Genomic DNA, 25,613 nt, shown 5'->3' with positions numbered 1-25,613 from the left:
AGCAAGAGATAAAAAAAAATGAAAATAGCAGTTGCAAGTGGAAAGGGAGGCACCGGAAAAACAACCATTTCGGTGAACCTCTTTTATTTTATTTCGAAAGAATGGGACAGCAATGTCAGGCTGGTTGATTGCGACGTGGAAGAACCCAACGATGTCCTCTTTTTTAACAACCCGGCCATTCAAAGCCGGGAAGAAGTTTACCAACTCATTCCTGAAATTGATACCGAAAAATGCACCTTTTGCAAGAAATGCCAGGAATGGTGCGAGTTTAACGCCATTACAATAGTTCCCAAGCTCAATTTTGCAGAAGTAGATGCAAGCCTCTGCCACTCGTGCGGAGCATGTAGCGCAGCCTGCGAATTTGATGCAATTACCGAAATTGAAAAACCTTTGGGAACAATTACCAATTACCAAACAGATTTTGGAAAAGGATTGACAGAAGGATGTCTGAATGTGGGTTCGTCGATGCAAACCATGCTGATTAAAAAATTGAAAAGCCGCGTTGACAACAACGATTGTCTGACTATCCTGGATGCACCGCCCGGAACAAGCTGCCCTGTGGTAGAAACCGTTGCTGATGCCGATTACATCATCCTGGTGACCGAACCAACTCCCTTTGGGCTGCACGACCTGAAAATTACCGTTGAGCTGCTGGATGAGCTCCAAAAACCGTTTGGGGTTATTGTAAACAAAGCAGGATTGGGAAACCGTGACGTATATGAATTTCTGGAAGAAAACAACATTGAACTGCTGGGTGAAATTCCGTTCGACAGGAATTTTGCCGTGAGCTACTCATCGGGCGATTTACTGCAAAACATCCCGGATAAAACAACCCGGGTTTTCGGTGAAATCATTCAAAAAATCAGAAGGAAGGAGGTAGTAAAATGAGAGAAATTACTATCCTCAGCGGAAAAGGCGGAGCCGGGAAAACCAGTGTGGCAGCAGCTTTCGCCTCGCTGGCAAAAAATGTGGTATTTTGCGATAACGATGTGGACGCCGCCGACCTGCACCTCATTCTTCATCCGGAAATTAAAGAAACGCATGAATTCGACAGCGGGACCATTGCAAAAATTAATCCTGAAAGCTGCACCAACTGCGGGCTGTGCGAAGAAAGCTGCCGTTTTGATGCCATTCATCCTAACACAACCGGCATGCCCGAAGTAAACCCGTTTCAATGCGAAGGATGCAGGCTATGCGAGCGCATTTGCCCGGTTGATGCGATTACTTCGGTGCAAAATAATAATAACCACTGGTTTGTTTCCGACACACGATTTGGCCCCATGGTGCACGCCCGAATGGGTGCCGGTGAGGAAAACTCGGGCAGGCTGGTAACGGAAATCCGTAAAAAAGCCAAAGAAATTGCGCTCGAACAAAATGCCGGAATCATTATCAGCGACGGCCCGCCCGGAATTGGCTGCCCCGCCATTGCATCGGTTACCGGAACCGATATGGTTTTGCTCGTGGTTGAACCTTCACGGTCGGGCATGCACGATGCAAAAAGGTTATACGAACTGGTAAAATCCTTCAACATTCCTGTGGTTGCTTTAATCAATAAATTCGACATCAACCTTGAAATTACAGCCGAAATCGGGGCCTTTCTAAATGAAAACAAAATCCCGTTGCTGGGCAAAATTCCATTCGACCCGCAACTGGTTGAATCGATGGTAAAGGAACAAACCATTGTGGAATATTCACCGGACAGCAATATGAGCCGGGAATTTGGAATGATTTGGCAAAAAATTGAAAACAACAACAATTAGCGTATGAAAATGAAATGTGCTTTTGCGTTAAGCCGCGACAACCGGTTTGAAGAAAAATTCTTTGGAAATGCTGATAACTTTGTTATTTACAAACTGGAGAACGATGAGCTGAAATTTGAAAAACAGATGATTAACCCGTACAGGAATGTAGAAAACGAAGGTACCCTTAATTTAGAAGAAAAAGGACAGTCTGTAATTAAATTATTAAAAAAGCAAGGTGTTTCAGTGCTGGTTTCACGGCAATTCGGGGAAAATATAAAAATGATCAATAAACATTTCATCCCCGTAATAATTAAGCAAGAAAAGCCCGAAGAGGTAGTTGCTGTTCTTCAAAAACATCACAAATGGCTTTGGGATGAACTCACCAACAAATCATCCGGGTACATGCTTTTCCAAATAAAAGAGGGAGTGCTCAAAACACAAATCAATCCGGGAGTGTAACAGGAATTTGACCAAGGGAGAGGCATATCAAAAAAAATGTTGACCTTTGTTGCAAGCAAAAAAAGTAACAAATGGTACTACCCAAAAAAATATCGAACCACAACTTTCGCTCGTTTTTGTGGCATGCGGCATTTCTGGCCATGGCCAAAAATTTCATGGATGTTGACACAGTGATTCCGGCCATGTTGGTTGAAGCCGGCGGTGGAGCAATCCATATTGGAATTATGACGGCCATTATGTTGGGTGGCGCGCAGTTTACCCAACTGTTTTTTGCCCCGTGGTTGAGCAACAAAACCTACAAAAAAAATTACCTGCTTTTTGGCATCAACACCCGTGTGTTTGCACTGGCCGGACTTGGCGCACTGCTCTTTTTTCTTCAAAGCAGCACGTCGGGTTTCATGCTTGGGCTGATGTTTCTTTTCATCACCCTTTTTTCGTTTACCGGGGCTTTTGCCAACATCAGCTATTTCGATATTCTCGGGAAATCAATCAATCCTGAAAAACGGAAAACTTTCTTTTCGGCCCGCCAAATCATTTCCGGATCCATCGTTCTTGGCGCCGCGTTTCTGGCCCGCAGAGTGCTTGTTATCCGCGACTTTCCGGTGAACTATTCGTTTATGTTTTTTATTGGTGCCACGCTGCTGCTAATTGCATCACTCGGATTTTGGAACCTGAAGGAAACGGTGCCTTCCACACTTAAAATTTCAAGTTTGAAAGGTTTTTTAAAAGTGTTAAAAAAAGAAATCAGGGAGAACAGACAACTGATTTGGTTTCTCGGATTCATTAACACCCAGGGAATTGCCGTATCATTTTTGCCGTTTGTGGTGCTTTATGCCAAAGAAATTTTTGCGGCAAAAAGTACCGACACCGGAACTTTTCTGTTGTTTAAAGTCATCGGAATTGTTTTTATCAGCGCGCTGGTTTTGATGGGTGCCAAAAAATTAAAATACAACCTGCTGCTTTACAGCAATGTAGGCTTATCACTGATACTCGGAATGATGCCGCTTTTTATCACTGATATTTCGTGGCTGAAATACATTTTTGTGATGGGAGGCCTGGTTTATGCCCTCTATACAATGACAATGAATGGCCTGCTGCTCGAGATTTCGGGCAACGAAAACCGGGCACTTTACACTGGCTTTGCCGGAGCCGGAAATATTCTGCCGGCGCTTTTCCCGCTTGTTGCCGGAACCATTATCGAACTACTCGGATTTCAGGCCTTTTTTGTGCTGTTTATGATTATTATTTCACTGGCTGCTTTTTTCATTTTTAAAATCGACTGCAAAAGATGAGAATTACAATTTTAACAGAAAACGCTGCAGGAGGAAAACTTCTTGCTGAACACGGCATCTCCTATTTTATTGAGATTGACGATCAAAAAATATTGTTCGACACCGGGCATTCCGATGTGTTTCTGAAAAATGCCCGGCAACTGGGAATTGACATTGAAGACGAAGTTGAAAAAGTGGTATTGAGCCACGGCCACTGGGATCATGGCGACGGGCTTAAACACCTGCAAAACAAAAAACTCATCACCCACCCCGGTGCTTTCATCCACCGGTTTCGAAAGCGCGATTTATCGCCTGTAGGACTATCGGTTGGCAAAAAATCGCTGCAGAAAAATTTCAGCATTACCGAAACAGGCGAGCCACTTCAAATCACTGAGCACCTTTGGTATTTGGGAGAAATTCCGCGAAATAATGATTTTGAAGCACAATCCACTTCTTTTGTGGATGATTTTCAGCACGATGATCTTATTCCCGATGACTCGGCGCTGGCAGCAGTTGTGAAAAACCGGTTAATTGTAATTACCGGCTGCTCGCATTCCGGCATCTGCAACATTTCCGAACATGCCAAAAAAGTAACCGGCATTTCGGATGTAAGGGCCGTTCTCGGCGGATTTCACCTGAAACACAACGACGAGCAAACCCGCAAAACCATCGAATATTTCAAAAATGAAAGAGTGGATGAAATTTTTCCGTCGCACTGCACCGAGCTGCCTGCACTTGCGGCATTTCATGCAGCATTTGGCAATCCGCAGCTCAAAACCGGGATGCTGCTGGAATTTTAAAGTAGTAACTGAAACTCATCCCTGTCATTCAACACCGGAAATTTTTTCCTGAATTTTTGAAGTTCGACCATCGAAACCTCAAAAGAAGTCACCTGTTCGTTGGCGCCCAGGAAACGGGCATTTCCTTTGGCATCGATTAATACAGAATCTCCCAGATAATCCAGGCCGGCCCCGTCCGTTCCGGTACGGTTTACACCAACGCAATACGCCTGGTTTTCAATGGCGCGGGCCTGCAGCAGCGTTTTCCAAACCTCGTGGCGTGGTGCCGGCCAGTTGGCCACGTAAATGAGCACATCGTAATCTTCGGTATTGCGGCTCCACACAGGGAAACGCAAATCGTAGCAAACCAGCGGGCAAAACCGCCAGCCCTTGTATTCCACAATCCGTTTTTCAGAACCTGCCGAGTAATGCCGATTTTCTTCGCCCATTGTAAACAGGTGGCGTTTATCGTAAATTTCAATTTTGCCATTGGGAAAAACCCAGACCAGGCGGTTAAAAACTTTTTCGTTGTCTTCAATTATCAGGCTTCCAACTACAGCTGCATCTTTTTCGCTTGCCAGTTTTTTCATCCACTGCACAGCAGGTCCATCCATGCTTTCTTTTAGTTTTTCCGGCTGCATTGAAAAACCTGTAGTAAACATTTCAGGCAAAACAATCAGATCGGTTTTATCAACCGGCGCAAGCATTTCCGAATACTTGTTGAGGTTAGTCTGTGGCTGTTCCCAAATAATGTCGGGCTGAGCGAGTGTGATAGTAAATTTTTCCATGACTACAATATTTCCGTTAGAAACAGACTCCAAAAAACAATAACCAAATCACAATTAAATTCCAAAAATCAATCAACAAATATCAAACAAATTCCAATAACTCAAATGCAAAACTCCAAACATGTTGAATTTCTTTTGTTTGAAAATTGGTGCTTATGCCGTTAGCATCCTTGCGAGTCGATGAGGCACAAACCGATAAACAGGTACTCAATACGTTTCCAGTATAATTTCAACACCTACTCAAAAAGTTTGCTTGTAAATAATCTCAATTTCACTTAAAAATTCGGTTGTCCCGTTCATTTACAGTATTTTTACGCCCGATGGAATCGATAAAGGAAGTATATAAAATCGGGCACGGCCCGTCGAGCAGCCACACAATGGGCCCCAAAAAAGCAGCCGCGCGTTTTTTAGATAGAAATGAAAGTGCCCACCGTTTTGAAGTGGTTTTATACGGAAGCCTTGCGGCCACCGGCAAAGGCCACCTTACCGATATTACCATTAAAGACACCTTTAAAAACCGTGATCTGAAAATTGAATGGGAACCCCGGACATTTCTGCCTAAACACCCCAATGCCCTAAAATTCAAGGCGTTTGACTCAGCCAACAAACTTACCGCCGAGTGGACAGCTTACAGTATTGGTGGTGGCACGATTACCGACGATTTCACCGAAAGGGAAACTTCTGATATTTACCCGCACCGCAAAATGGCTGATATTCTTAACTATTGTACAGAAAACGGGATTCAGCTGTGGGAATATGTTTTTGCATTCGAAGAAAAGGACATCAAAACGTACCTCGAAGAAGTATGGGATGTTATGGAGGCCTCCGTAAAACGAGGCCTAGATGAAGAAGGTGTTTTGCCCGGTGTATTAAAACTGCCCCGAAAAGCCCAGTCGTTTTACGCGAAAGGAAAGAATTTTGCCACACCATTCAAGCGCCGTTCCCAGCTTTTTTCTTATGCTCTCGCTGTTTCAGAAGAAAATGCAGCAGGCGGAAAAATTGTTGCCGCACCAACCTGCGGAGCTAGTGGCGTGCTTCCGGCGGTCCTCAAATATTTCAAAAAAGTATATAAACCCGATAAGCAATCATTATTAAGGGCACTGGCAACTGCCGGACTGATTGGCAATATTGTAAAAACCAATGCCTCAATTTCGGGAGCTGAGGTGGGTTGCCAGGGAGAAGTTGGCACCGCTTGTGCCATGGCTTCGGCAGCGGCCACACAATTAACCGGGGGTACAATTTTTCAAATTGAATATTCGGCAGAAATGGGACTGGAACATCATCTTGGCCTCACCTGCGACCCGATTGCCGGACTGGTCCAGATCCCCTGTATCGAACGCAATGCATTTGCCGCCGAGCGGGCAGTTTCGCACAACACCTATGCAATGATTTCGGACGGAAGGCACCGCGTTAGTTTTGATGAGGTGGTGGAAACCATGTACAAAACAGGCATCGACCTGCAAAGCCATTACCGCGAAACATCAACCGGCGGACTGGCACGGCTGAGTGCGCTGCCCAAATGTTGAATTACCGGAGATACTGTGGCTTGTCGGTTACCGGAAATTCAATTTCAACCACATCGTCCTCTTTCCATTTTTTGGCCACCTTGCAGTAATTGCCCGGCACAGCAAAATATTTCACCCCTTTCACTTCCACCGATGCATCTGCCCAGCTTGGAATACGAACAAAAATTTCGATATACCGCTTGGTTTCCATGCTGAAATGCAATTTGATGCTGCCACTCCGGGGATAATCGGTTTCCTGCGTAATGCCAACATCCCCGCCCAGCGAGTGATTGTAACTTATTTCGGCAGGTGTAAACAGGTTCACATGAATGTGGTCCACACTCCGTGTAAAAACATAAGGCCCAATCATTTTTTCCAACTCATTTTCATTTGCTGTGCCAAAAAAATTAGTAAAAGCAATCCGTTCAAGTTCTTCAGCATAAACAACATCTCCGGTTAACTGGAACAGTAATCCGGTTATTTCAAACCATTTTTGGGTGGCTTCTTTTCCCCCGGTGCCGCTGCCCATTTCATTCCTGAAATTTTGCCACCCTTCTTCAAACGCTCTTAAGTCAAAACGCTCATCTTTCGCAATATATCCATTCTGAATCGACTCTAAATTTTCAGGATAAATTTCATTCCCGGAATCCGCATTTTGTGTATCCCACCCTGTTTCAAAACCACTGAAAAGGCTGTCTTTCAAATTCACTATTTCTGATTCTACAGGACTGGTAACCGACTCAGGAAACGGCTGACTGCAGGAAGAAACTATGATTATAATTAAAATGAAAAATAAAATACGGGTTCGCATAACAACAATTGTCTCGAATTATAAAATAAGATAACATTAATTCCTGATTCCTGTTCAGCACAATTTAATAATTTCTGGATGCGCTTAATTTTTTAAACGACCAGGGTTACCCCCTCACTTGGGAACCGGACGGTTTGGCAATTCGTATCTTGAGTTATGCTTTTCTTGTTCAACAATTAAGTATTGTTAATTGTAATTTATTGAGAATTTGGTTTTTGCTCATTGAAATTTAAAAAACATGGATTTACAGATTGAAGGGAAAATATTTATGGTAGCGGCTTCCAGTAAGGGACTGGGATATGGAATCGCACGCGAACTGGCAAAAAACGGTGCCACGGTTTGCATCGCCAGCCGTACAAAAAAAGAGGTTGAAAAAGCAGCAGAAACGTTACGAAGCGAAACTGGCTCCACAATTCACGCTACAGTTTTTGATGCTGCAAATGATGAATCAATAACCAGCTGGGTTACCAGTGTTGAAAGAGCCTTTGAACGCATCGACGGCCTTGTGGTAAATGCAGGAGGCCCGCCTCCGGGAAATTTTGACGATTTTTCAGATGACGACTGGGAGGCAGCATTCAACCTGACATTGATGAGCGCAGTGCGGTTAATCCGAGGTGTACTACCGGTTATGCGGGCTGGCGGAGGCGGTGCCATTCTCACGGTCACTTCCATGTCGGTAAAAGAGCCGGTTGACCGCTTGCTGCTTTCCAATGTGTTCCGCTCGGGAGTGACCAGCTTAGTGAAAAGCCTTTCCAACGAACTGGCGGGTGAAAACATCCGGGTGAACAACCTGCTGCCGGGCCGCATCAACACCGATCGCCTGAAAGCACTCGATCAGAATATTTCCGAAAAAACGGGAACTCCCGTTCAGGAAGTCAGGCAAAAAAATGAAGCAAACATTCCCATCGGAAGGTATGGCACCACAGAGGAATTCGGGAAAGCCGGTGCATTTTTGTTGTCGCCGGCAGCATCGTACATCACAGGGTCGAGTTTGGCTGTTGATGGTGGTTCAATGAAAACGGTCTGGTAGGGATAAGCGAATGCCTGAATTCCGTCAGGCGGATAAAACTGCTTAGCGGATGGCTTTCAAAATTCATTTCAGTCTTATACGGTAATTGATTTTCACTCCTAAACTGATTGGGTTGTCTCTGGTTTCATCCAGCCAGTTTTCATTCAGCCGGTATTTCAGAAAAGGTGTAAATTTTATCGAATGGTTCTTTTTGTTTAGTTTTACGAAATCAAAAAGTTCCAGTCCAAAAAACAAATCCGCTGCAAGTTTCGAGCTTTCATCATAACCCGTGTTATGGGTATTATCGTTCCATCCGCCGGTTGAACTTCCCTTATAAAATTCTTTTCCATTGAACAACCATCCCGGATAGATTCCGAATGCGGCATTAAATCCATCGCTGATTCTTCCTTTTAAAATTACAGGAACAAATATTTCATGATACCTCCTTTTAAAATTGCTTTTTATTCCTACTGATTTTTGCCCTGAAGTGAAACTGTAATTAATTCCTGCAGAGATAGAAAATAGGCTCGTAACTTTATTTTGATACAGAATTTCAATACCTGGATTAATAGGAGAAAAATATTCGGTTAAAAAATTGCTAATCTGAGTATTTAAATTTACGGAGCTTTTGTTATCCTGTGCACTACCTGAAGAAATCACCAGGAGTAAGATTGAAAGGAGAAATGAAATTTTAAATTTCATAAGGCATGATTAATTGTTAAATAGTTCTTTTTGGGTTCTTTCAAAAGAATGTGGTTTTAGCTTTTTAAACATGAAAAATTAAAAATAATACCTGTTGGCGGAATTAAATTGTAATATACTGAATTACAGTTCCCGCACAGCGATTCCCATGGGAGACTCCGCTCACTGTGACAGTCAGACTGAGCGGAGTCGAAGTCTGAAAGTCAGTTCTTTGGAAAATAATCCCGCCAACGAGTAAATAATATTTCACGGAAATTAGAAAGTCCCTCTTTCGATGGTATAAAACACTAATCCGTCAGGCAGATCAACTCGCCAAACGGTTTCCCCTAAAAAACCCTGAAAGAAAAACAGAAATTTAATTTCCTTACTAATCGCTGATACTGTTTATTTTAAGTTACCCTGAAGTAAAACCTTTTTCATTACAGGTTTTTATCCAAAACAATTTGTTCGCCTTTGCTTATTTCCGGCGCGGCAACCAAATCACCATACATCACTTTGCAATCGTTCCCAAGCAACGACTTAATTTTTAATTCAGCCAGTTCACCATTATCCCAGGAAATATCCACCTCAAAACCGCCGCGGGCACGCAGGCCTTTAACACTTCCGCTTTTCCAGTCGGGTGGCAGGGCAGGCAAAATTTGAAGCACGTTATTGTGACTTTGTAAAAGCATTTCGGCAATGCCGGCAGTGGCACCAAAATTACCGTCGATTTGAAACGGCGGGTGGTTATCAAATAAATTCGGATGGGTTGATTTGGCCAGAATGGCATCCACATTTTCGTGGGCTTTTTCCCCATCTTTAAGGCGGGCAAAAAAGTTGATAATCCATGCCCGGCTCCAGCCGGTGTGACCACCGCCATGCTTGAGCCGCTCCTCAATCGATTTTCGGGAAGCTTCCATCCATTTCGGATCATCCGGATTGGTAAACTCTTCGCCCGGGTACAATGCATACAAATGCGACATGTGCCGGTGGCCGGGTTCTGCTTCAGGCAATTCCTCCGACCATTCCAAAACCCTTCCGTCTGACCCGATTTGCGACGGAGTTAATTTTTGGAGCATCGTACGCAACGTATCGGCAAATTCGGCATCCACGCCCAGAATTTCAGATGATTTGATACAATTATTGAACAGTTCCCTGATTATCTGATGGTCCATTGCAGGCCCCATGCAAACAGCAGCCACTTCACCACTCGGTGCAATAAAAGTATTTTCGGGAGACATACTCGGGCCGGAAACCAGCAGTCCTGTTTCTGGATTTTCTACCAGAAAATCGACAAAAAACAGGGCAGCATCTTTCAGTACCGGGTAGGCTTTTTCCTCAAGAAACTGTTTATCACCTGTATAATCGTAATGTTCCCAAAAATGATCGGAACACCATGCTGCTCCCATGGGCCACATGCCCCAACCGGTTAATCCAATGGGGTCAGTGAATTTCCACAAGTCTGTAGTATGATGAGCAACAAATCCACGGGCGCCGTAAGTTTCGCGTGCCGTTATGTTGCCACGCTCGCGCAAGTCGTCAACAAATTCAAAAAATGGCTGCTGGCACTCGGATAAGTTGGTTACCAAAGCAGGCCAGTAATTCATTTGAATATTGATGTTGATGTGATAATCGGCATTCCAGGGTGGCGACAATGAAGGATCCCAAATTCCCTGAAGGTTCGCCGGCAGATTTCCTGGCCGCGAAGAGCTGATTAACAAATATCTTCCAAACTGAAAATACAACTCGGTAAGATGTGCATCGCTTATTCCCTCTTTCACCCGGTTAAGCCGCTCATCGGTTGGCAAATTGAGCGTGTCAGGTTCGTTGAGCTCCAAACTTACTCGATTGAAATATCCCTGGTATTCTTCAATATGATTCGACTTCAGCTCATTAAAAGTAATGTTTGCTGAATTATTAATATCGGCAGAAGATGTTTCAACTTCATCTTTTCCCCAATGGTCGGTGCGGCCCGAAATGCGTATCACCACTTCATCGGCATTTGAAACTGACAGTGTTTCACCTGACGAATCTACTTCTCCGTTTTTGGCCTTTACAGCCACAACCGATGCAAAACGAGTTCCCCTTCCTTCGTATTCGGCAAACCCTGTCATAACTATCCTACCTCCATCAGCAGACACTTTTTCGGCCTCTCCCGGGCGGTTCATCCGGGCTGAAAAATTGAGTTTGTCCTTTTCTGAGGCCGAAAGTTTTACGACAATAACCTCATCGGGTGCAGAAGCAAATACTTCGCGTAAATAGTTTACACCATCAGCTTCGAACTCTGTTTTGGCAACTGCGGTATTTAAATCCAGCGATCGTTTATAGTTGGAAACATTATCCAATCCTTCAAACTCAATAAAAAGATCGCCAAGTGTTTGATAAGTATGCTTCCCTCCGTCTATACGAGTGCCCATAATTTTTTCCTGAGCCAGCCGGTCTCCTTTGGCATACTCGCCATCAAAAAGCAACTGACGCACCTCATCGAGGTATTCCAGTGCTTCGGGATTTGCCCTTTCAATGGGGCCTCCCGTCCAAACCGACTCTTCATTTAACTGAATCCGCTCCGTTTCAATACCTCCAAAAACCATAGCTCCCAACCGCCCGTTTCCAAGTGGCAAGGCTTCAACCCATTGCTCTGCTGGTTGGTCATACCATAATTTTAATTCTCTGTTTTCAGTATCGGGTGCATTACTACAACTTTGAAAAATTAGCAGAAGGGAGATGATGGCAAAATAAATTCTGGTCATTTCAGTCCGGTTTAAATTTACGGGGTTGAAAATAGAAATTTATTCCCGGTGAAAAAAGTACCCGGTAAAAATTACCACAAAAATATATTTAGGGTGAAGTTGCGACTGAAAATTTTCAATTAGTCGTTACCACGGCGGGTTTCAATAATAACCACTCCGTTACCACCACGGGCACCGTAAATGGCTGCGCTGCCATCTTTAATTACATTAATACTTTTCACCTGAACGGGTGGGATTGAGTTTAGTGCACTTCCATCGACAGGCACACCATCGACAACAATTAATGCGGCGCTGCTACTGTTTATTGAATTAACCCCACGAATTATAATTTCGCCGTTTTTAACCTGCACACCTGCAAAACGACCTTTAATTAAATCGTAAATGTTGCTGTACTGACTGAAATCAGCGTCTTCATTATTCATGCTCGAAAGGGCATTCAGTTTATCCCGATCGGAAACGGTAGCATAACCTATTGCATATTCCCTGTTTTTGGGGCCTGGTTTCATTCTAAGGTTAACCGCAACGTATTTTGTATTTTCTTCAAGTTTGGCCTTTTCATTGAAAAAACCTTGTGCTTTAAATCTTAGTTTATCACCCGGTTCGCTCATAATTTGAAAACGCCCAAGTGAATCGGAGTAAACTATTTCTTTGGTACTCCTGTTTTCGATTTCAGCATCCACCAATGCGATACTGTCGAAAGTTGTAACAATTCCGCTTATGAGTCGCTCCTGTGCCTGCGTTAAGGATGTAACCAAAAGCATGGAAACCACAAGTAGTATTCTATTAATTCTTTTTGACATAATTAATTCCTTTCGTTATTGATTTACAACCTAATAAAAGTACAATTTTTATACCACATCCGACATTTTAGACCAGATAAATAAAAAATCGTTTAATGACGGCCTGTGGATGAAATATTTTTTATCCGGTAAGGTTTTTTTTGCTGCGACTCATAGTAAGTCCGCATTTGCAATTCTGCAATTATGCCAATGGTAATAAACTGAATACCTCCCATCACAAGCAGTATGCCTAGCAGAAGAAGTGGTTTTCCCCAGATATCATTACCCAGTATTTTTAAAATCAGCAGGTATATATTAATCAGTACTCCAATGCCAAGTGTAACAAACCCAAGACCGCCGAAAAGATGCATTGGCCGCTGCAGATACTTTTTAAAGAACAACATGAGAATCAAGTCACTCAGCACTTTCGATGTGCGGTTAAGGTTATATTTTGAGGTTCCAAATTTGCGCGGCCGGTGGTTTACATCTGTCTGTGTAATCCGTGTAGCACCTTCCTGGGTAATTAATACCGGAATGAACCGGTGCAATTCGCCGTAGATGGTAATACTTTTTATGGTTTCGCGGGTGAATATTTTAAGTGTACATCCCAAATCTTTCATTTGTGTTCCCGTCGATTTTCGAATCATGTAGTTGGCAATTTTTGAGGGCACTTTTCGCAGGAACATTCCGTCTTTGCGGTTTGCCCGAACACCTGCTACCATGTCCCAGCCTTCTTCTTCCATCATACCCAGCATGCGGGGAATATCAGCCGGGTCGTTTTGCAAATCACCATCAATTAATGCAATGTATTCAGCATCGGCGTGATCGATTCCGGCCTGCAAGGCAGAACTTTGCCCATAGTTTCGTTTTAATTCAATCAGAATAAACCGTTCGTCGTTAATTTTACGAACCTCGTCACGGGTTTTGTCGGATGAACCATCGTCCACAAAAACAGCTTCATAATCAATCCCGTCAAGGGCTTTTTGTATTTGTTCCGAAAGGGGTTTTATATTGGATTCTTCGTTATAGACGCAGATAACCAGCGAGAGTTTCTTCATTTTTCTATGATTTCCGAATGCGGCGCATTTATTTTATTCAACAAAAGTAAACATTTCCGGCACAATAACGGAATACCAATCAGGCGGGATTAAATTTCCAGATAAACGAAAAACGCAACGATTTATACCCCCACTCGCGCAAACTGTTTATATATTGAATTCGCAACGTTTTTCGATCAATATTTTTCTGAATATCAAAATTAAGTTGCATGGGGCGGTCGCGTTTATTTTTATAACCTGAGTACCCCGACCACGATGCGGAAACCAGCCAGGTATTTTTTTCAAAATCAGTACCAAGTGCATACATCAGCGCGTCGTTCTGGAGGTTTAGTTCATCGTTGGTTTGCCAACTGTAAAAACCTACTGACCCAAAAGGCCTGAGCAACCCGTTATTGGATGTACTCCATTGTTTTGAAAAACTAACATCTAAAAAATACCCGGGGCTGTCGGTATAGCGCGCGGCCTCCAGTTGATTGCCGGATGCTGTTTTTGTTGCAAAACGAAATAATGTATTCGGAAATTTCCGGTTTTTCGACAACTGAACCAGCGTGCTGAAATAAAAATCGCCAACTGCAAAACCTTTGCCGTCTTTGTCGCGGGCAATGCGTTCGTCTCTTATGGTTTCGGAAAAAGCAAAGCGTTCGATTGCCACCCCGTAAATTTCTACGGCAATTTTATTATTCGCAAACGGAATAAAAAGCCTCCCTGAAATATCCTGAGTGGGATCTCCGGAATGAAAATGATTTGAAAAACTTATTTCAACTTCCGAGAAATCTTCGATAAAACCTTTTTTTACCTGCGGCACCGGCAACGCATTAGGACCGAGGTAGCCGGGTGTTAATTTCATCCAGTTTCGCCAGCCCGGATCCCCGGGCTCCCAGCCATGCTGATTATTCCACCACTCCCAGGAATCTTCCGTAGTTTGTGCATTCGGAATCAGAGGCAGCAGGGTCAAAAAAAAGAGATAAACAAGGGAATTGAATTTCATGAAACCCGGATTATTAGAACACCCAAATATAAAAAAACCCTTCAGAAAAAACTGAAGGGTCAGTGGATTTTATAATTCCAGTTTTGCTCTTATTCCTGGCGGGATAGCATCTTTGTGTACCATTATGCACATGGTTTTATAATTCATGTAAGGCTTGGAAACGTAAAAATAACCATCGTATTTATTATAGTCGCCCCATGAATTTTTCACTTTATAAAAAAGCTTTCCGTTTTGATCTTTTGCTGTTCCGATAATATGCATCCCATGATCGTCGGTAGTCTGAAAATTATCAAAAGCAACCTGGCGCATTTCCTGGGTTACTTCCAGTTCCGGCACTGGTTTTTCGAGCTTGTAAAGCTCTTGTTCTTTTTCGCGTTCGGGCATTTCTTCCCAGCGCGAAATTTCGGCATCAGACATATTAGTTTCGGGGGCTGCAGGCAATACGGCCACTCCTTTATTGCTCGACTTAAATCCCTTTTCGCTCACATCAGCTGCCCAAGCGATGGTGTATTCGTTATTCAATGAATAATCGATGATTTCTTCCAGTTCATTTAAAGGCACGTTGTAAACTTCGTCCCACGACCAGTTGTCCGGCACTTCCAAAATAAATTTTGAGTAAAACGGATGATGGGTATAAGATGAAATCTCCACGTAATCGTCCATATCTAATCCAACATACTCATCAGCAAAACTTTGCGGCGTATATTGTTTGCCTTCGAATTCAAACTTTTGAGGAATTTCACCAAGGTAATTATCCAGAATTGAGGTAAACGCTTCGTGCCATGCGGTACTCAATTTCTGGTTTTTATTTTCAACTACAGCATCAACAAATTCGCGAAGTCCCCTGTCCATTTCGCCATGTACGTGTTTATCTTCACCATAGTTCAGCCCGTCGTAAACCGATTCGGGAACTATTCCGTATTTTGAAATCATGTTGGTCACATCGTGAAAAGCACCACCTGCAGCAAAATTAAGATTACCATGCACACGTACATGTTTTATGGCTTTTTCAGCATAAGTGTGCCAAACAATAAACATTTCCGAGAGGTTTACTCCTGGTTTTCCAAGCCGCAGCATTTCCGACTCCAAAAATGACAATCCTGAAAATGACCAGCAAGTCCCCGAACGGTGCTGATCCTCTACTGGTGTGGCTGGTAAAACCTTAACATCTTCAAACACGTAACCTTTTTTGTCTTTTTTGTCTGAACTGTTTTCATTACCGGCAGAAGCCTGAACCGAAACGATCAATGAAAGCAGAAAAACAAAACAACTTTTTATCCCCTTCTTCATATAAAAAATTTAAATAATCGTCCTTTTGAATGAAAGCCAAAAATAATAATTAATATTTCTTAACGAAAATTTTACCATTTAGAAATATTCTTAATTTAGTTGAAGACATCGTAACTAATCAGTTCAACTTTTGTTTTATTGAATTCAGCGAGAGGCAATCAATAAAAACAGGCCCGGCCTTCAGGCTGGGTACCGGAATTATGATTTGGACCCCGGATTTTTGAAAAATTTGTAAAATATAAAATACAAATTTTTCAAAAATCCCAAGTCGGAGCGTTATCTTTTTTATCCCAACCTGAAGGTTAGGCCTGTTTTTGCTCCTTTTTTCTATGTTTATCATACTTGAATAAACTGATTAGTTACAAGACAGCAATGAAAATGTTATGGGAGTTTAATGTCCGCTATCCGACACCTCCGAATGCCTGAAACAACCAACCAGATGATCGTTAACCATGCCTGTTGCCTGCATGTGGGCGTAAACAATTGTTGACCCCACAAATTTAAATCCCCTTTTTTTCAGATCGACCGATATTTTGTCGGAAAGCGGCGTTTTGGCCGGCAATTCTTCAGTCCGTGAAAATGTATTTACAATGGGAGTGAAATTTACAAACTGCCAAATATATTTGTCGAAACTCCCGAATTCTTCCTGGATTTTCAGAAACTGTTGTGCATTGTTAACACACGCTGCTATTTTTTGCTTGTTCCGGATTATCGATTTATTTTGAACCAGCTCATCCAGCTTTGCCTGATCGTAAGCTGCAATCTTTTCAGGGTTGAATCCGTCAAAAGCTTCACGGAAAGCCTCGCGTTTGTTTAACACAATCTGCCAGCTCAGGCCCGCCTGGAATCCTTCCAAAACAAGAAACTCGAATAATTTCCGGTCATCGTGTAACGGAACGCCCCACTCTGTATCGTGATACCTGATCATCAACTCACCCGAATTTGCCCAATCACATCTTTTCTTCATTTTCAATAATTTTGGTGAAAAAGTTAAATAAAATTAATGAACCTTCCAGCTGTTTTCATTTAATATTATTTTTGTTGGTTCAGGAAAAAGAAAATGAAGAAACAAACGCTAATATTGTTTTTACTGCTCACCACTGTTTTTACAGCAGAAGCACAGCTCAATATCGATCATTACATCCGGGTAGGCCGTACCCGTATCTCAATTGGTAATTACACCGGTGCCATTGAATATTTCAACATCGTATTAAAATTCAGACCACAGCTCCCCGAAGCTTACTTCTATCGCGGTGTGGCCAAACACCAGCTGGAAGATTTCCGCGGTGCCATTCTCGACTATGACAAAGCCATTGAGATAAAGCCGTATTACCCGCGGGCTTACATGAACCGCGGGATGGCTTACCACAACCTGAAAGAATACGAAAAAGCAATTGCCGATTACAACAAAGGCCTGGAGTTTGACCCCGAAAACGAGAACCTGTTTATTAACCGGGGAATTGCAAAACTGTCGATGGAAAAAATTGACGAAGCAGTTGAAGATTATAATAAAGCACTTGAGATTAATCCAAAATCGACCAATGCGCTGATGAACCGCAGCAATGCAAAAATAATGACCGGAGACACTGAAGGTGCCATTCGCGATTTGAACCAGGTCATTATTAACCGCCCCCACTTTGCCGGGGCTTATCTCAACAGGGGGCTGGCCCGTTTTGAAATGGAAGATTACGCATCGGCCCTGCGCGATTACGACCAGTGCATCCAGCTCGATCCGGAAAATGCCCTGGCTTTTAACAACCGCGGAATTGTGAAGCACAAACTGGAAGATTATGCAGGGGCCATTATGGATTACAACATGGCACTGAAATTAAATCCGGAAATGGCCAGTGCCTATTTTAACCGCGCCATGGCCCGCGAAATTCTTGATCGCCCGGGGTACGAAAATGATTACCAAATTGCCGCCCAGCTGAATCCGCAATACGATTTGGAAAGCCGCCGCCTCGATGCACAGCAACTGGCACAAAACCAACAAAGTCAGTCGGGTCAAAGCTCCGGTTCGTCTGGGCAGAGCCAGCAACAGGCAGCCAACCAAAGCACATCGCAGCAAACGGGTTCCGGTAATAACGCACAGGACAACCAGGCTGATGAAGAGGAGGAAACCGACGAACAGCAACAACGCCGGCGCAGGCCAAACCTTATCATTCAGGACACCCGCGATCTTCCCTCCGACGAGGAAGAAGTGGACGATGGCCGGGTTCAAAACAGAAATATTGAGATTGATTTACAACCCATTTTTATTGTTTCTGCATTCGAAAAAAACGCAGTCGATTATAACCGTTTTCAGTACTACAATCTTTCAATCGACCAATTAAACGAAAAAAACAACTATAACCCGATGCTCTCGCTTACCAATAAAGAGGTAGAAGAATATCAGGAAGTTTTTGAAAATTTTGTGTTGTATTTTAATGCAAGACTTGAAATAAATGAAACCAGCCACAACTACCTCAACCGCGGATTTTTTCACAGCCTGACCGGCGATTACAATGCGGCGTTGGAAGATTTCAACAAGGCTATTGAAATGAATGAAAAACAGGCAATTGCCTATTTTTCAAGAGGCAACTGCCGCTATAAAATGCTGGAAGAAATTGAACAACTCGAAAGTCCGTCCGACGAGATTACGGTGCCCATTGGCGGTACCACAAATAATTTAACCGATGACGATCCCATCGCCATGCCCGAGTACCAGAAAATACTGGACGATTACCAGACACTGCTATACCTCAATCCGGATTTCTTTTTTGGATATTACAACCGGGCATTTATTAAGCTAAGGCTGAAAAATTACAAAGGGGCCATTGAAGACCTGAACAGGGCCATTGAACTCGAGCCTGAATTTGCAGAAGCCTACTTTAACCGTGGGCTCACCAAAATTTACCTGAACGATATTGAAGGTGGCGCCCTCGATTTAAGTCGTGCCGGAGAACTGGGAATTGAAGGGGCTTACAATATTATCAAGCGATACGCCAACTGACTTTTTCAGTGGTATCGCTTTCCTAATCTCAAATAATAAATTTTACCTTTGAGTGTTTCTCTGTTCAACTTATTATTAAATTTTTTACCTGAAAAAAATGAGTGCAAACCAACCACTTGCCGAACGGCTCCGGCCAAAAACACTTGACGATTACACCGGACAGGAACATCTTGTGGGCAAAAACAGCGTGTTGCGAAAAATGATTGAATCGGGCAACCTCTCGTCGCTCATATTGTGGGGCCCTCCGGGAGTTGGTAAAACCACACTGGCCCGAATTATAGCCAACACGCTCGAACGCCCGTTTCACACGCTCAGTGCCATTAATTCAGGCGTAAAAGATGTACGCGAGGTGATTGAAAAAGCAAAAAAACAGCAATTTTTCAACCGGCCCAATCCGATCTTGTTTATCGACGAAATCCACAGGTTCAGCAAATCGCAACAGGATTCGCTGCTGGGCGCAGTTGAAGACGGAACCATCACACTGATTGGTGCCACCACCGAAAATCCTTCCTTCGAAGTCATCTCCCCGCTCCTCTCCCGCTGCCAGGTGTATATTTTAAACTCACTCTATAAAAAAGACCTTTTAAACATTGTTGACTCGGCCCTGAAAAAGGATGTGGAGCTGAAAAAAAAATCAATAACGATTACAGAAGACCGGGCAATGCTGCTCTACTCCGGGGGCGACGCACGGAAATTGCTCAATATTCTCGAACTGGTTGTTCTTTCTGAAGAAAGCGACAAAATTGAAATCACCGACGATAAAGTAGTTGCCTGCCTGCAGCGCAACCTGGCTACCTACGACAAAAAAGGCGAAATGCATTACGATATCATTTCAGCATTCATAAAAAGCATCAGGGGCAGCGACCCCGACGCGGCTGTTTACTGGCTCGCCCGCATGATTGAAGGTGGCGAAGATGTAAAATTTATTGCCCGGAGGTTGCTCATCCTCGCGTCAGAAGACATTGGCCTGGCCAACCCCAACGCGCTGTTGCTGGCACAGGGCACGTTCGATGCCGTGCACCAGATTGGTTATCCCGAAGCACGGATTATCCTTTCGGAATGTGCGATTTACCTGGCCACTTCGCCCAAAAGCAATTCGGCCTACATGGCCATTGACGAAGCCGTTGCGCTGGTGAAAAAAACCGGCGATCTTCCGGTGCCTTTGCACCTCCGTAACGCGCCAACCAAACTCATGAAAGAAATTGGCTACGGGAAAAATTACAAATACGCCCATTCTTACGAGGGGAATTTTGCCGAGCAGGATTTCCTGCCTGAAGAAATTCAGAAAGAACGCATTTACCACCCCGGCAAGAACCCGCAGGAAAATAAAATCCTGGAACGGCTGCGCAACTGGTGGGGAAAACGATTTTAGCCACAAAAAAACCGGCTACAACTCTTGCAACCGGTTTCAATTATTTATCTGAGTACTTTTCTATTTCGCGTAACTCACTACCCGTGTTTCGCGGATAACGGTGATTTTAATCTGTCCGGGATAAGTCATTTCATCCTGGATGCGTTTTGAAATATCGTATGAAAGCTGCTCTGTTTCCTGGTCGCTCATCTTGTCGGAACCAACAATAACACGCAGTTCGCGGCCGGCCTGGATAGCATACGTTTTGGTAACTCCCGGATACGACAGTGCCAAATCTTCGAGGTCTTTCAATCGCTTGATGTACGACTCAACCACTTCGCGGCGGGCTCCCGGACGGGCACCTGAAATGGCATCACAAACCTGTACGATCGGAGCCAGCAGTGTCTGCATCTCCATTTCGTCGTGGTGAGCGCCAATGGCGTTGGCAATATCCGGTTTTTCCTTGTATTTCTCGGCCAGCTTCATTCCTAAAATGGCGTGCGGCAATTCCGGCTCATCATCCGGCACTTTTCCAATATCGTGCAACAATCCGGCGCGCTTGGCTTTTTTAGGGTTCAGCCCAAGCTCCGAGGCCATAATTGCACTCAGGTTGGCCACCTCGCGCGAGTGCTGCAACAGGTTTTGGCCGTATGACGAACGGTATTTCATTTTACCAATTAAACGCACCAGTTCGGGGTGTAGCCCGTGAATACCAAGGTCGATGGCGGTCCGTTTACCGGTTTCAATAATTTCTTCTTCAATTTGCTTTTTCACTTTACCCACCACTTCTTCAATGCGTGCCGGGTGAATGCGGCCGTCGGTTACAAGCTGGTGAAGTGCCAGACGGGCAATTTCGCGGCGCACCGGATCGAAAGCCGAAAGCACAATGGCTTCAGGCGTGTCGTCAACCACTATTTCAACACCTGTTGCGGCTTCAAGCGCCCTGATGTTTCGTCCTTCACGACCAATAATGCGGCCTTTAATTTCGTCACTTTCAATATGGAAAATGGTAACGGCATTTTCAACAGCAGTTTCTGTTGCTACCCGTTGAATGGATTTCACCACAATCTTCTTGGCTTCTTTATTGGCCGTTTGCTTGGCTTCTTCCATAATTTCGTTCACGTAAGCCACGGCATCCGATTGGGCTTCCTCTTTCAGCGATTCAACCAGCTGGGCTTTTGCCTCTTCGGCCGACAGACCTGAAATCTGCTCCAGCATATCCTGATGTTGTTTGCGAAGTTTGTCGAGCTCTTCGCTTTTGTGCTCAACGCGTTGCAACTGGGAGTTTAGGTTTTCGCGAATGGCTTCCACCTCTTTGCGGGTATTTTCAAACTCTTTGGTTTTCTTATTCAACTCTTCACGCCGCTGGTTAATGGTATTTTCGCGTTGGTTTAATTTATTCTCAAGCTGGCCGATTTTAGCCCCTTTCTCCTGAATAAATTTTTCGTGGTCAGTTTTCAGTTGAATAAACTTCTCTTTGGCCTGCAGGATTTTGTCTTTTTTAATGACTTCACCTTCACTTTTGGCCTCATCGATAATTCGCTGTTTTTTCGAATTCAACGCCTTGTTCCAGATGACGTAAGCCAACGCTCCGCCTCCCAGAAAACCGGCTGCTACTCCTATTAGTATTTGTATCCAATCCATTATTTTTAATTTAATTTATTAATAAACAACCCGTAATAAATCACTTAATTTTTGTTAAAGAAAGTGACCTAATACGGGCTCCTGATAAATATCTCTTATTTAAAACTTTATTCCTCCGATTTTTCCTTCAGAAAATCTGAAATATCATCGTTTAAATTTTTCAGTTCATCAACGAAAAGAGACTTGTCGGCATGCTCCAGCAATTCTGTTTGATTTAAAGCAATCTGAAATGCTGCCATTGCCAAAATATCGCGGGCATCTTTATCACGAAAAAGTGTTTTAAACTTGTTCACCGTTTCGTTTACAGTTTTTGCAGCAACCCTGTGCCTCTCTTCATCTTTGCGATCGATGTTAAGCGGATAAACCCTGCCTTCGATCTTAATATTTATTCTCAATTGATTCTTATCCACCACTCATTACTTGTTTAGTAATGAAATACATTTATCAATTTCCCGTATAACTTTATTCATTCTTTTCCTGGCCTCGTGGTTTTCGTCTTTTCCCGACAAAATCCGGTTGGCCATTTCCAAACTGTCATTTCTCTGACCGAGCTCTGTTTTTTCACCTTCAATCCGGGCTATTTCATTTTTTAAAAATGCCAGCTGCTCTTCCAATTGTTTCTTATCTGCCTCCAATTTATGGAACGCCTGAAAAAGCTGTTTTGTATTGGCTTTTAACTCGTTCAGAAGGATACGTTCTTCTTCGGTCATTTTTGCTGCAATTCACTGACAAAGTTAATATTTTTAACCTATTGTGAAAACGTTTGCAAAATATTGAAAAAAATAACCTCAAAATAAATTCGGGAGGAAAAATGGATTCCTAAATTTGCAGTACTATTTACCGGCCTAAAGTTTTTTTAATGAAATATTTGACTATCATTCTGCTGATTCTTTTATCGGCAAACCTTTACGGACAAAGCAATTATTATTCAGAACCCCTGAAAATTCCCCTCATTTTAAGCGGGAGTTTTGCAGAACTGCGCAGCAACCATTTTCACTCGGGAATCGATATTAAAACCCAGGGGGTAACAGGAATTCCTGTATATTCTGTAGCCGATGGCGTTGTTTCGCGCATCGTGGTTTCACCCACTGGTTTTGGCAAAGCCGTTTACATTGATCATCCCAACGGCACCACATCAGTTTACGGACATTTGGAAAACTTCAGAGAAGACATCGAGGAATACGTAAAAAATATTCAGTATGAAAAAGAATCGTTCCGGGTTGATTTGCAGGTGCCTGATGGTTCGTTCGAGGTAAAGCAAAACGAATTTATTGCCCGAAGCGGCAACACCGGAAGTTCGGGCGGCCCGCACCTTCATTTCGAAATACGGGATACCGAAAGCGAAGAACCGCTGAACCCGCTAAAATTTGACTTCCCGGTAAAAGACAACACACCTCCGAGGATTTTTTCGGTGATGCTGGTGCCGCTTTCTGACTATTCGCATGTTGACTACAATGCAGTAAAAAAATCATTCCCCGTGGAGTTCAGAAACGGAAGCTACCACATTAAAGGAAATCCGATTATCCCGGTGTATGGCCAAATCGGATTTGCCATTCAAACCAACGATTTCTTTGATGAATCGCACAACCGCTGCGGAGTGTACTCTATTCAGCTTAAATTCGACGGGGAATTGTATTACTCCTTCAAAATGGACCGCTTTTCGTTTGCCGAAACACGCTACATTAACAGCCACATCGATTATGGCGAATACAACCACTCCCGCCGCAGGTTTCACAAAACATGGGTCGATCCGGGCAACCGTTTAAGCATTTACGAGTACATTCGTGAAAGCGGCATCCTCAGGGTAACCGACGGCAATATACACCATGTGCGGTTTGAGCTTACTGATACACACGGGAACAAATCGGTGCTTGATTTTAACATTGAAAGTAAATCACGGAAAGTTTCACCCCCGCAAAAAGAGTACGTCGAACTCATGAAATACGACCGGGAAAACCAATTTCGTTCCGGCGGCATCAAAATCGATTTTCCGAAAAATGCATTTTATACCGATATTCCTTTCAAGTATTCAAAAAAAGCGGGATGGGAAGAATTCTTTTCCGACATTCACACCGTTCACGATGAATCTGTTCCGATCCACACCAGTGCCCGAATGTCAATTGAAACAAAAAACATTGAAAAACATTTGCGGCCCAAAGCACTGCTGGTAAGGGTGGATACCGTTTCCGGGCTTTACAGTACTGCCGGCGGAACCTATAAAAACGGCTGGGTAACCGGAAATATCAGGAATTTTGGGAATTACGCCGTGGCAGTGGATACCGTTCCTCCACGTGTGATTCCCCTGAGCATAAATAATAATGGGGAACTTTCGGAGACAAAGCGCATCCGTTTCCGAATATCAGATGATTTGTCGGGAATTCACATTATTGAAGGAAAATTAGACGGCCGTTGGGCGCTTTTTGAGTACGATGCAAAAAGCAATCTGATAACACATTATTTTGATCCTGAACGCTTTGAATTGCAGAAACGCCATCAGTTTGAATTAACGATAACCGATTACAGCGGAAACACAACTACTTATGAAGCCTCGTTCTGGAAGTAAATACAAAGTGATTGGAGTGATGTCGGGGACTTCGCTCGACGGACTCGATCTGGCCGCTGTTGAATTCTATTATAACGACGGAAAGTGGAATTTTCAAATTACAGCAGCCGAAACGGTAGCATACGGCCACGATTGGGAAAACAGGCTTCGCGGTTCCACTGAACTAAGTGGCGAAAAGCTGATTCTACTTCACGCTGACTACGGTCGTTTTTTGGGGAAAGAAATCAAATGGTTTATGAACGCCACCGGTTTTATACCGGAAATCATCGCCTCACACGGGCACACGGTTTTTCATCAGCCCGAAAAATATTTCACTTTTCAGGTGGGAAACGGGGCCGACATTGCTGCCGAAACCGGAATCACCACAGTGGCCGATTTCCGCACGGGAGATGTGGCCCTTGGCGGACAGGGGGCGCCGCTGGTGCCGGTTGGCGACCGACTGCTCTTCAGCGAATACGAAACGTGCCTCAACCTTGGCGGATTTGCCAATATTTCGTTCGAACAAAACGGCAAACGGATTGCCTTCGACATTTGCCCGGCAAATTTTATACTGAACGATTTGGTCCGGAAACTGGGAAAACCTTATGACGAAAACGGTGAATTGGGACGGCAGGGTACAATTGACAACCAATTGCTTGAAAAGCTGAATCAATTGGAGTTTTATGCTCAAAACCCACCCAAGTCACTGGGAAAAGAGTGGATGGACAGTTACTTTTCCCCGGTTACCGAAGAATCGAATCTTTCGGTTCAGGATAAATTGAGAACAGCTTACGAACATATTGCCATTCAAATTGCAAAAGCCACACCCGCAACCGGAAAAGTGCTGGTAACAGGAGGCGGAGCCTTCAACACCTTCTTAATCGAACAGCTAAAAACGCATAGTTCTGCTGAAATAATCATTCCTGAAAAACAGATCATTGATTACAAAGAGGCGCTGGTTTTTGCGTTTTTGGGATTGTTGCGGCATTTGGGTGAAGTTAATTGTTATGCCTCGGTGACAGGAGCAAGCAGGGACAGTAGTTCGGGGGTGATTTTTCCGGATGGCGTGGATTAGATCCGCATTACTAGATGATTGTATTGGATAAAATTCCAAAAACCAACGTCCCGCAAACCCAACCAATATCATATTTCAATTCCGCAAATTCCCCTATTT

General features: G+C 43.6%; 23 protein-coding genes. 11 read left to right on the top strand and 12 right to left on the bottom strand.

The features are described 5' to 3' along the window. Positions 1–18 precede the first annotated feature (18 nt). From BUC07_RS15895 to BUC07_RS15875, 5 genes are all read left to right on the top strand, one after another. Positions 19–888: a nucleotide-binding protein gene (locus tag BUC07_RS15895; protein WP_073171764.1), complete on the top strand. Its 870-nt coding sequence runs from the start codon at positions 19–21 to the stop codon at positions 886–888. Then, positions 885–1,760 carry a P-loop NTPase gene (locus BUC07_RS15890; RefSeq protein WP_073171761.1) on the top strand — a complete coding sequence of 292 codons (876 nt, stop codon included), beginning with the start codon at positions 885–887 and terminating at the stop codon, positions 1,758–1,760. The genes BUC07_RS15895 and BUC07_RS15890 overlap by 4 nt, the downstream gene beginning before the upstream one ends. Before the next feature lie 3 nt (positions 1,761–1,763). Continuing rightward, positions 1,764–2,201, top strand: a complete 438-nt coding sequence (locus BUC07_RS15885) for a NifB/NifX family molybdenum-iron cluster-binding protein (protein WP_073171758.1) — start codon at positions 1,764–1,766, stop codon at positions 2,199–2,201. A 71-nt stretch (positions 2,202–2,272) separates the two neighbouring features. Continuing rightward, the gene (locus BUC07_RS15880; protein WP_073171755.1) at positions 2,273–3,493 is read left to right on the top strand and encodes an MFS transporter; all 1,221 of its coding nucleotides are present in this window, start codon (positions 2,273–2,275) and stop codon (positions 3,491–3,493) included. Continuing rightward, positions 3,490–4,272 (top strand): MBL fold metallo-hydrolase, encoded by a 783-nt coding sequence (locus BUC07_RS15875; RefSeq protein WP_073171753.1) that lies wholly within the window; start codon positions 3,490–3,492, stop codon positions 4,270–4,272. Before BUC07_RS15880 ends, BUC07_RS15875 begins: the two co-directional genes overlap by 4 nt. Here the strand turns inward: BUC07_RS15875 and BUC07_RS15870 are convergent. Then, on the bottom strand, positions 4,269–5,039 hold the full coding sequence (locus BUC07_RS15870; protein WP_073171750.1) for an amidohydrolase: 771 nt from the start codon (positions 5,037–5,039) through the stop codon (positions 4,269–4,271). The genes BUC07_RS15875 and BUC07_RS15870 overlap by 4 nt on opposite strands. A 320-nt stretch (positions 5,040–5,359) precedes the next feature. Here BUC07_RS15870 and BUC07_RS15865 point away from each other — a divergent pair, with 320 nt between their 5' ends. After that, on the top strand, positions 5,360–6,565 hold the full coding sequence (locus tag BUC07_RS15865) for an L-serine ammonia-lyase (RefSeq protein WP_073171747.1): 1,206 nt from the start codon (positions 5,360–5,362) through the stop codon (positions 6,563–6,565). Position 6,566: 1 nt separating this feature from the next. On the opposite strand, the gene BUC07_RS15860 is transcribed toward BUC07_RS15865, so the two are convergent. Next, the gene (locus tag BUC07_RS15860; RefSeq protein WP_073171744.1) at positions 6,567–7,355 is read right to left on the bottom strand and encodes a glycoside hydrolase family 127 protein; all 789 of its coding nucleotides are present in this window, start codon (positions 7,353–7,355) and stop codon (positions 6,567–6,569) included. Positions 7,356–7,593: 238 nt separating this feature from the next. Between BUC07_RS15860 and BUC07_RS15855 the strand changes: the two genes are divergently transcribed. Further along, positions 7,594–8,385, top strand: a complete 792-nt coding sequence (locus BUC07_RS15855; protein ID WP_073171741.1) for an SDR family oxidoreductase — start codon at positions 7,594–7,596, stop codon at positions 8,383–8,385. Between the two features lie 63 nt (positions 8,386–8,448). Here the strand turns inward: BUC07_RS15855 and BUC07_RS15850 are convergent, their stop codons facing one another. The 7 genes from BUC07_RS15850 to BUC07_RS15815 all read right to left on the bottom strand — a co-directional run bounded on the left by BUC07_RS15850 (position 8,449) and on the right by BUC07_RS15815 (position 16,877). After that, positions 8,449–9,066, bottom strand: coding sequence for a hypothetical protein (locus tag BUC07_RS15850; protein ID WP_073171738.1), 618 nt, complete (start codon positions 9,064–9,066; stop codon positions 8,449–8,451). 419 nt (positions 9,067–9,485) lie between these two features. Next, positions 9,486–11,795, bottom strand: a complete 2,310-nt coding sequence (locus BUC07_RS15845; protein WP_073171736.1) for a glycoside hydrolase family 95 protein — start codon at positions 11,793–11,795, stop codon at positions 9,486–9,488. A 119-nt stretch (positions 11,796–11,914) separates the two neighbouring features. Further along, complete coding sequence (locus BUC07_RS15840; protein WP_073171731.1) at positions 11,915–12,595, bottom strand: TonB-dependent receptor plug domain-containing protein; 681 nt, start codon at positions 12,593–12,595, stop codon at positions 11,915–11,917. A 92-nt stretch (positions 12,596–12,687) separates the two neighbouring features. Further along, entirely contained in the window at positions 12,688–13,632 is a 945-nt protein-coding gene (locus tag BUC07_RS15835; protein WP_073171728.1) for a glycosyltransferase family 2 protein, read from the bottom strand. A gap of 79 nt (positions 13,633–13,711) precedes the next feature. After that, entirely contained in the window at positions 13,712–14,620 is a 909-nt protein-coding gene (locus BUC07_RS15830; RefSeq protein ID WP_073171726.1) for a hypothetical protein, read from the bottom strand. A 69-nt stretch (positions 14,621–14,689) separates the two neighbouring features. Further along, positions 14,690–15,910, bottom strand: coding sequence for a C1 family peptidase (locus tag BUC07_RS15825; protein ID WP_073171723.1), 1,221 nt, complete (start codon positions 15,908–15,910; stop codon positions 14,690–14,692). Positions 15,911–16,301: 391 nt separating this feature from the next. Then, entirely contained in the window at positions 16,302–16,877 is a 576-nt protein-coding gene (locus tag BUC07_RS15815) for a DNA-3-methyladenine glycosylase I (RefSeq protein ID WP_073171718.1), read from the bottom strand. A gap of 93 nt (positions 16,878–16,970) precedes the next feature. On the opposite strand from BUC07_RS15815, the gene BUC07_RS15810 reads away from it, so the two are divergent. Continuing rightward, positions 16,971–18,902, top strand: coding sequence for a tetratricopeptide repeat protein (locus tag BUC07_RS15810; RefSeq protein WP_073171715.1), 1,932 nt, complete (start codon positions 16,971–16,973; stop codon positions 18,900–18,902). Positions 18,903–18,999: 97 nt separating this feature from the next. Next, positions 19,000–20,274 carry a replication-associated recombination protein A gene (locus BUC07_RS15805; RefSeq protein WP_073171712.1) on the top strand — a complete coding sequence of 425 codons (1,275 nt, stop codon included), beginning with the start codon at positions 19,000–19,002 and terminating at the stop codon, positions 20,272–20,274. A 60-nt stretch (positions 20,275–20,334) separates the two neighbouring features. Here BUC07_RS15805 and rny read toward each other — a convergent pair whose 3' ends face one another. The 3 genes from rny to BUC07_RS15790 all read right to left on the bottom strand — a co-directional run bounded on the left by rny (position 20,335) and on the right by BUC07_RS15790 (position 22,607). Next, on the bottom strand, positions 20,335–21,897 hold the full coding sequence (rny, locus tag BUC07_RS15800) for a ribonuclease Y (RefSeq protein ID WP_073171709.1): 1,563 nt from the start codon (positions 21,895–21,897) through the stop codon (positions 20,335–20,337). A 107-nt stretch (positions 21,898–22,004) separates the two neighbouring features. Then, positions 22,005–22,307, bottom strand: a complete 303-nt coding sequence (locus tag BUC07_RS15795) for a cell division protein ZapA (protein WP_175552548.1) — start codon at positions 22,305–22,307, stop codon at positions 22,005–22,007. Between the two features lie 6 nt (positions 22,308–22,313). Continuing rightward, the gene (locus BUC07_RS15790; RefSeq protein WP_073171703.1) at positions 22,314–22,607 is read right to left on the bottom strand and encodes a hypothetical protein; all 294 of its coding nucleotides are present in this window, start codon (positions 22,605–22,607) and stop codon (positions 22,314–22,316) included. 149 nt (positions 22,608–22,756) lie between these two features. On the opposite strand from BUC07_RS15790, the gene BUC07_RS15785 reads away from it, so the two are divergent. Together BUC07_RS15785 and BUC07_RS15780 are read left to right on the top strand one after the other, a co-directional pair. Next, positions 22,757–24,460 carry a M23 family metallopeptidase gene (locus BUC07_RS15785; protein ID WP_073171700.1) on the top strand — a complete coding sequence of 568 codons (1,704 nt, stop codon included), beginning with the start codon at positions 22,757–22,759 and terminating at the stop codon, positions 24,458–24,460. Beyond that, entirely contained in the window at positions 24,438–25,514 is a 1,077-nt protein-coding gene (locus BUC07_RS15780; protein WP_073171697.1) for an anhydro-N-acetylmuramic acid kinase, read from the top strand. The genes BUC07_RS15785 and BUC07_RS15780 overlap by 23 nt, the downstream gene beginning before the upstream one ends. The last annotated feature ends 99 nt before the right edge of the window (positions 25,515–25,613 follow it).

Origin of the sequence: Tangfeifania diversioriginum (assembly GCF_900141875.1) — a bacterium.
Taxonomy (GTDB): Bacteria; Bacteroidota; Bacteroidia; order Bacteroidales; family Prolixibacteraceae; genus Tangfeifania; species Tangfeifania diversioriginum.
This window is presented reverse-complemented; position numbering and strand designations above follow the sequence as displayed.

Coding starts and splice junctions, on each gene's coding strand:
- BUC07_RS15880 (WP_073171755.1), top strand. CDS start 2,273: ATGGTACTACCCAAAAAAATATCGAACCACAACTTTCGCTCGTTTTTG.
- BUC07_RS15885 (WP_073171758.1), top strand. CDS start 1,764: ATGAAAATGAAATGTGCTTTTGCGTTAAGCCGCGACAACCGGTTTGAA.
- BUC07_RS15855 (WP_073171741.1), top strand. CDS start 7,594: ATGGATTTACAGATTGAAGGGAAAATATTTATGGTAGCGGCTTCCAGT.
- BUC07_RS15780 (WP_073171697.1), top strand. CDS start 24,438: ATGAAGCCTCGTTCTGGAAGTAAATACAAAGTGATTGGAGTGATGTCG.
- BUC07_RS15865 (WP_073171747.1), top strand. CDS start 5,360: ATGGAATCGATAAAGGAAGTATATAAAATCGGGCACGGCCCGTCGAGC.
- BUC07_RS15785 (WP_073171700.1), top strand. CDS start 22,757: ATGAAATATTTGACTATCATTCTGCTGATTCTTTTATCGGCAAACCTT.
- BUC07_RS15875 (WP_073171753.1), top strand. CDS start 3,490: ATGAGAATTACAATTTTAACAGAAAACGCTGCAGGAGGAAAACTTCTT.
- BUC07_RS15890 (WP_073171761.1), top strand. CDS start 885: ATGAGAGAAATTACTATCCTCAGCGGAAAAGGCGGAGCCGGGAAAACC.
- rny (WP_073171709.1), bottom strand. CDS start 21,897: ATGGATTGGATACAAATACTAATAGGAGTAGCAGCCGGTTTTCTGGGA.
- BUC07_RS15845 (WP_073171736.1), bottom strand. CDS start 11,795: ATGACCAGAATTTATTTTGCCATCATCTCCCTTCTGCTAATTTTTCAA.
- BUC07_RS15805 (WP_073171712.1), top strand. CDS start 19,000: ATGAGTGCAAACCAACCACTTGCCGAACGGCTCCGGCCAAAAACACTT.
- BUC07_RS15840 (WP_073171731.1), bottom strand. CDS start 12,595: ATGTCAAAAAGAATTAATAGAATACTACTTGTGGTTTCCATGCTTTTG.
- BUC07_RS15870 (WP_073171750.1), bottom strand. CDS start 5,039: ATGGAAAAATTTACTATCACACTCGCTCAGCCCGACATTATTTGGGAA.
- BUC07_RS15895 (WP_073171764.1), top strand. CDS start 19: ATGAAAATAGCAGTTGCAAGTGGAAAGGGAGGCACCGGAAAAACAACC.
- BUC07_RS15860 (WP_073171744.1), bottom strand. CDS start 7,355: ATGCGAACCCGTATTTTATTTTTCATTTTAATTATAATCATAGTTTCT.
- BUC07_RS15790 (WP_073171703.1), bottom strand. CDS start 22,607: ATGACCGAAGAAGAACGTATCCTTCTGAACGAGTTAAAAGCCAATACA.
- BUC07_RS15810 (WP_073171715.1), top strand. CDS start 16,971: ATGAAGAAACAAACGCTAATATTGTTTTTACTGCTCACCACTGTTTTT.
- BUC07_RS15830 (WP_073171726.1), bottom strand. CDS start 14,620: ATGAAATTCAATTCCCTTGTTTATCTCTTTTTTTTGACCCTGCTGCCT.
- BUC07_RS15825 (WP_073171723.1), bottom strand. CDS start 15,910: ATGAAGAAGGGGATAAAAAGTTGTTTTGTTTTTCTGCTTTCATTGATC.
- BUC07_RS15850 (WP_073171738.1), bottom strand. CDS start 9,066: ATGAAATTTAAAATTTCATTTCTCCTTTCAATCTTACTCCTGGTGATT.
- BUC07_RS15835 (WP_073171728.1), bottom strand. CDS start 13,632: ATGAAGAAACTCTCGCTGGTTATCTGCGTCTATAACGAAGAATCCAAT.
- BUC07_RS15815 (WP_073171718.1), bottom strand. CDS start 16,877: ATGAAGAAAAGATGTGATTGGGCAAATTCGGGTGAGTTGATGATCAGG.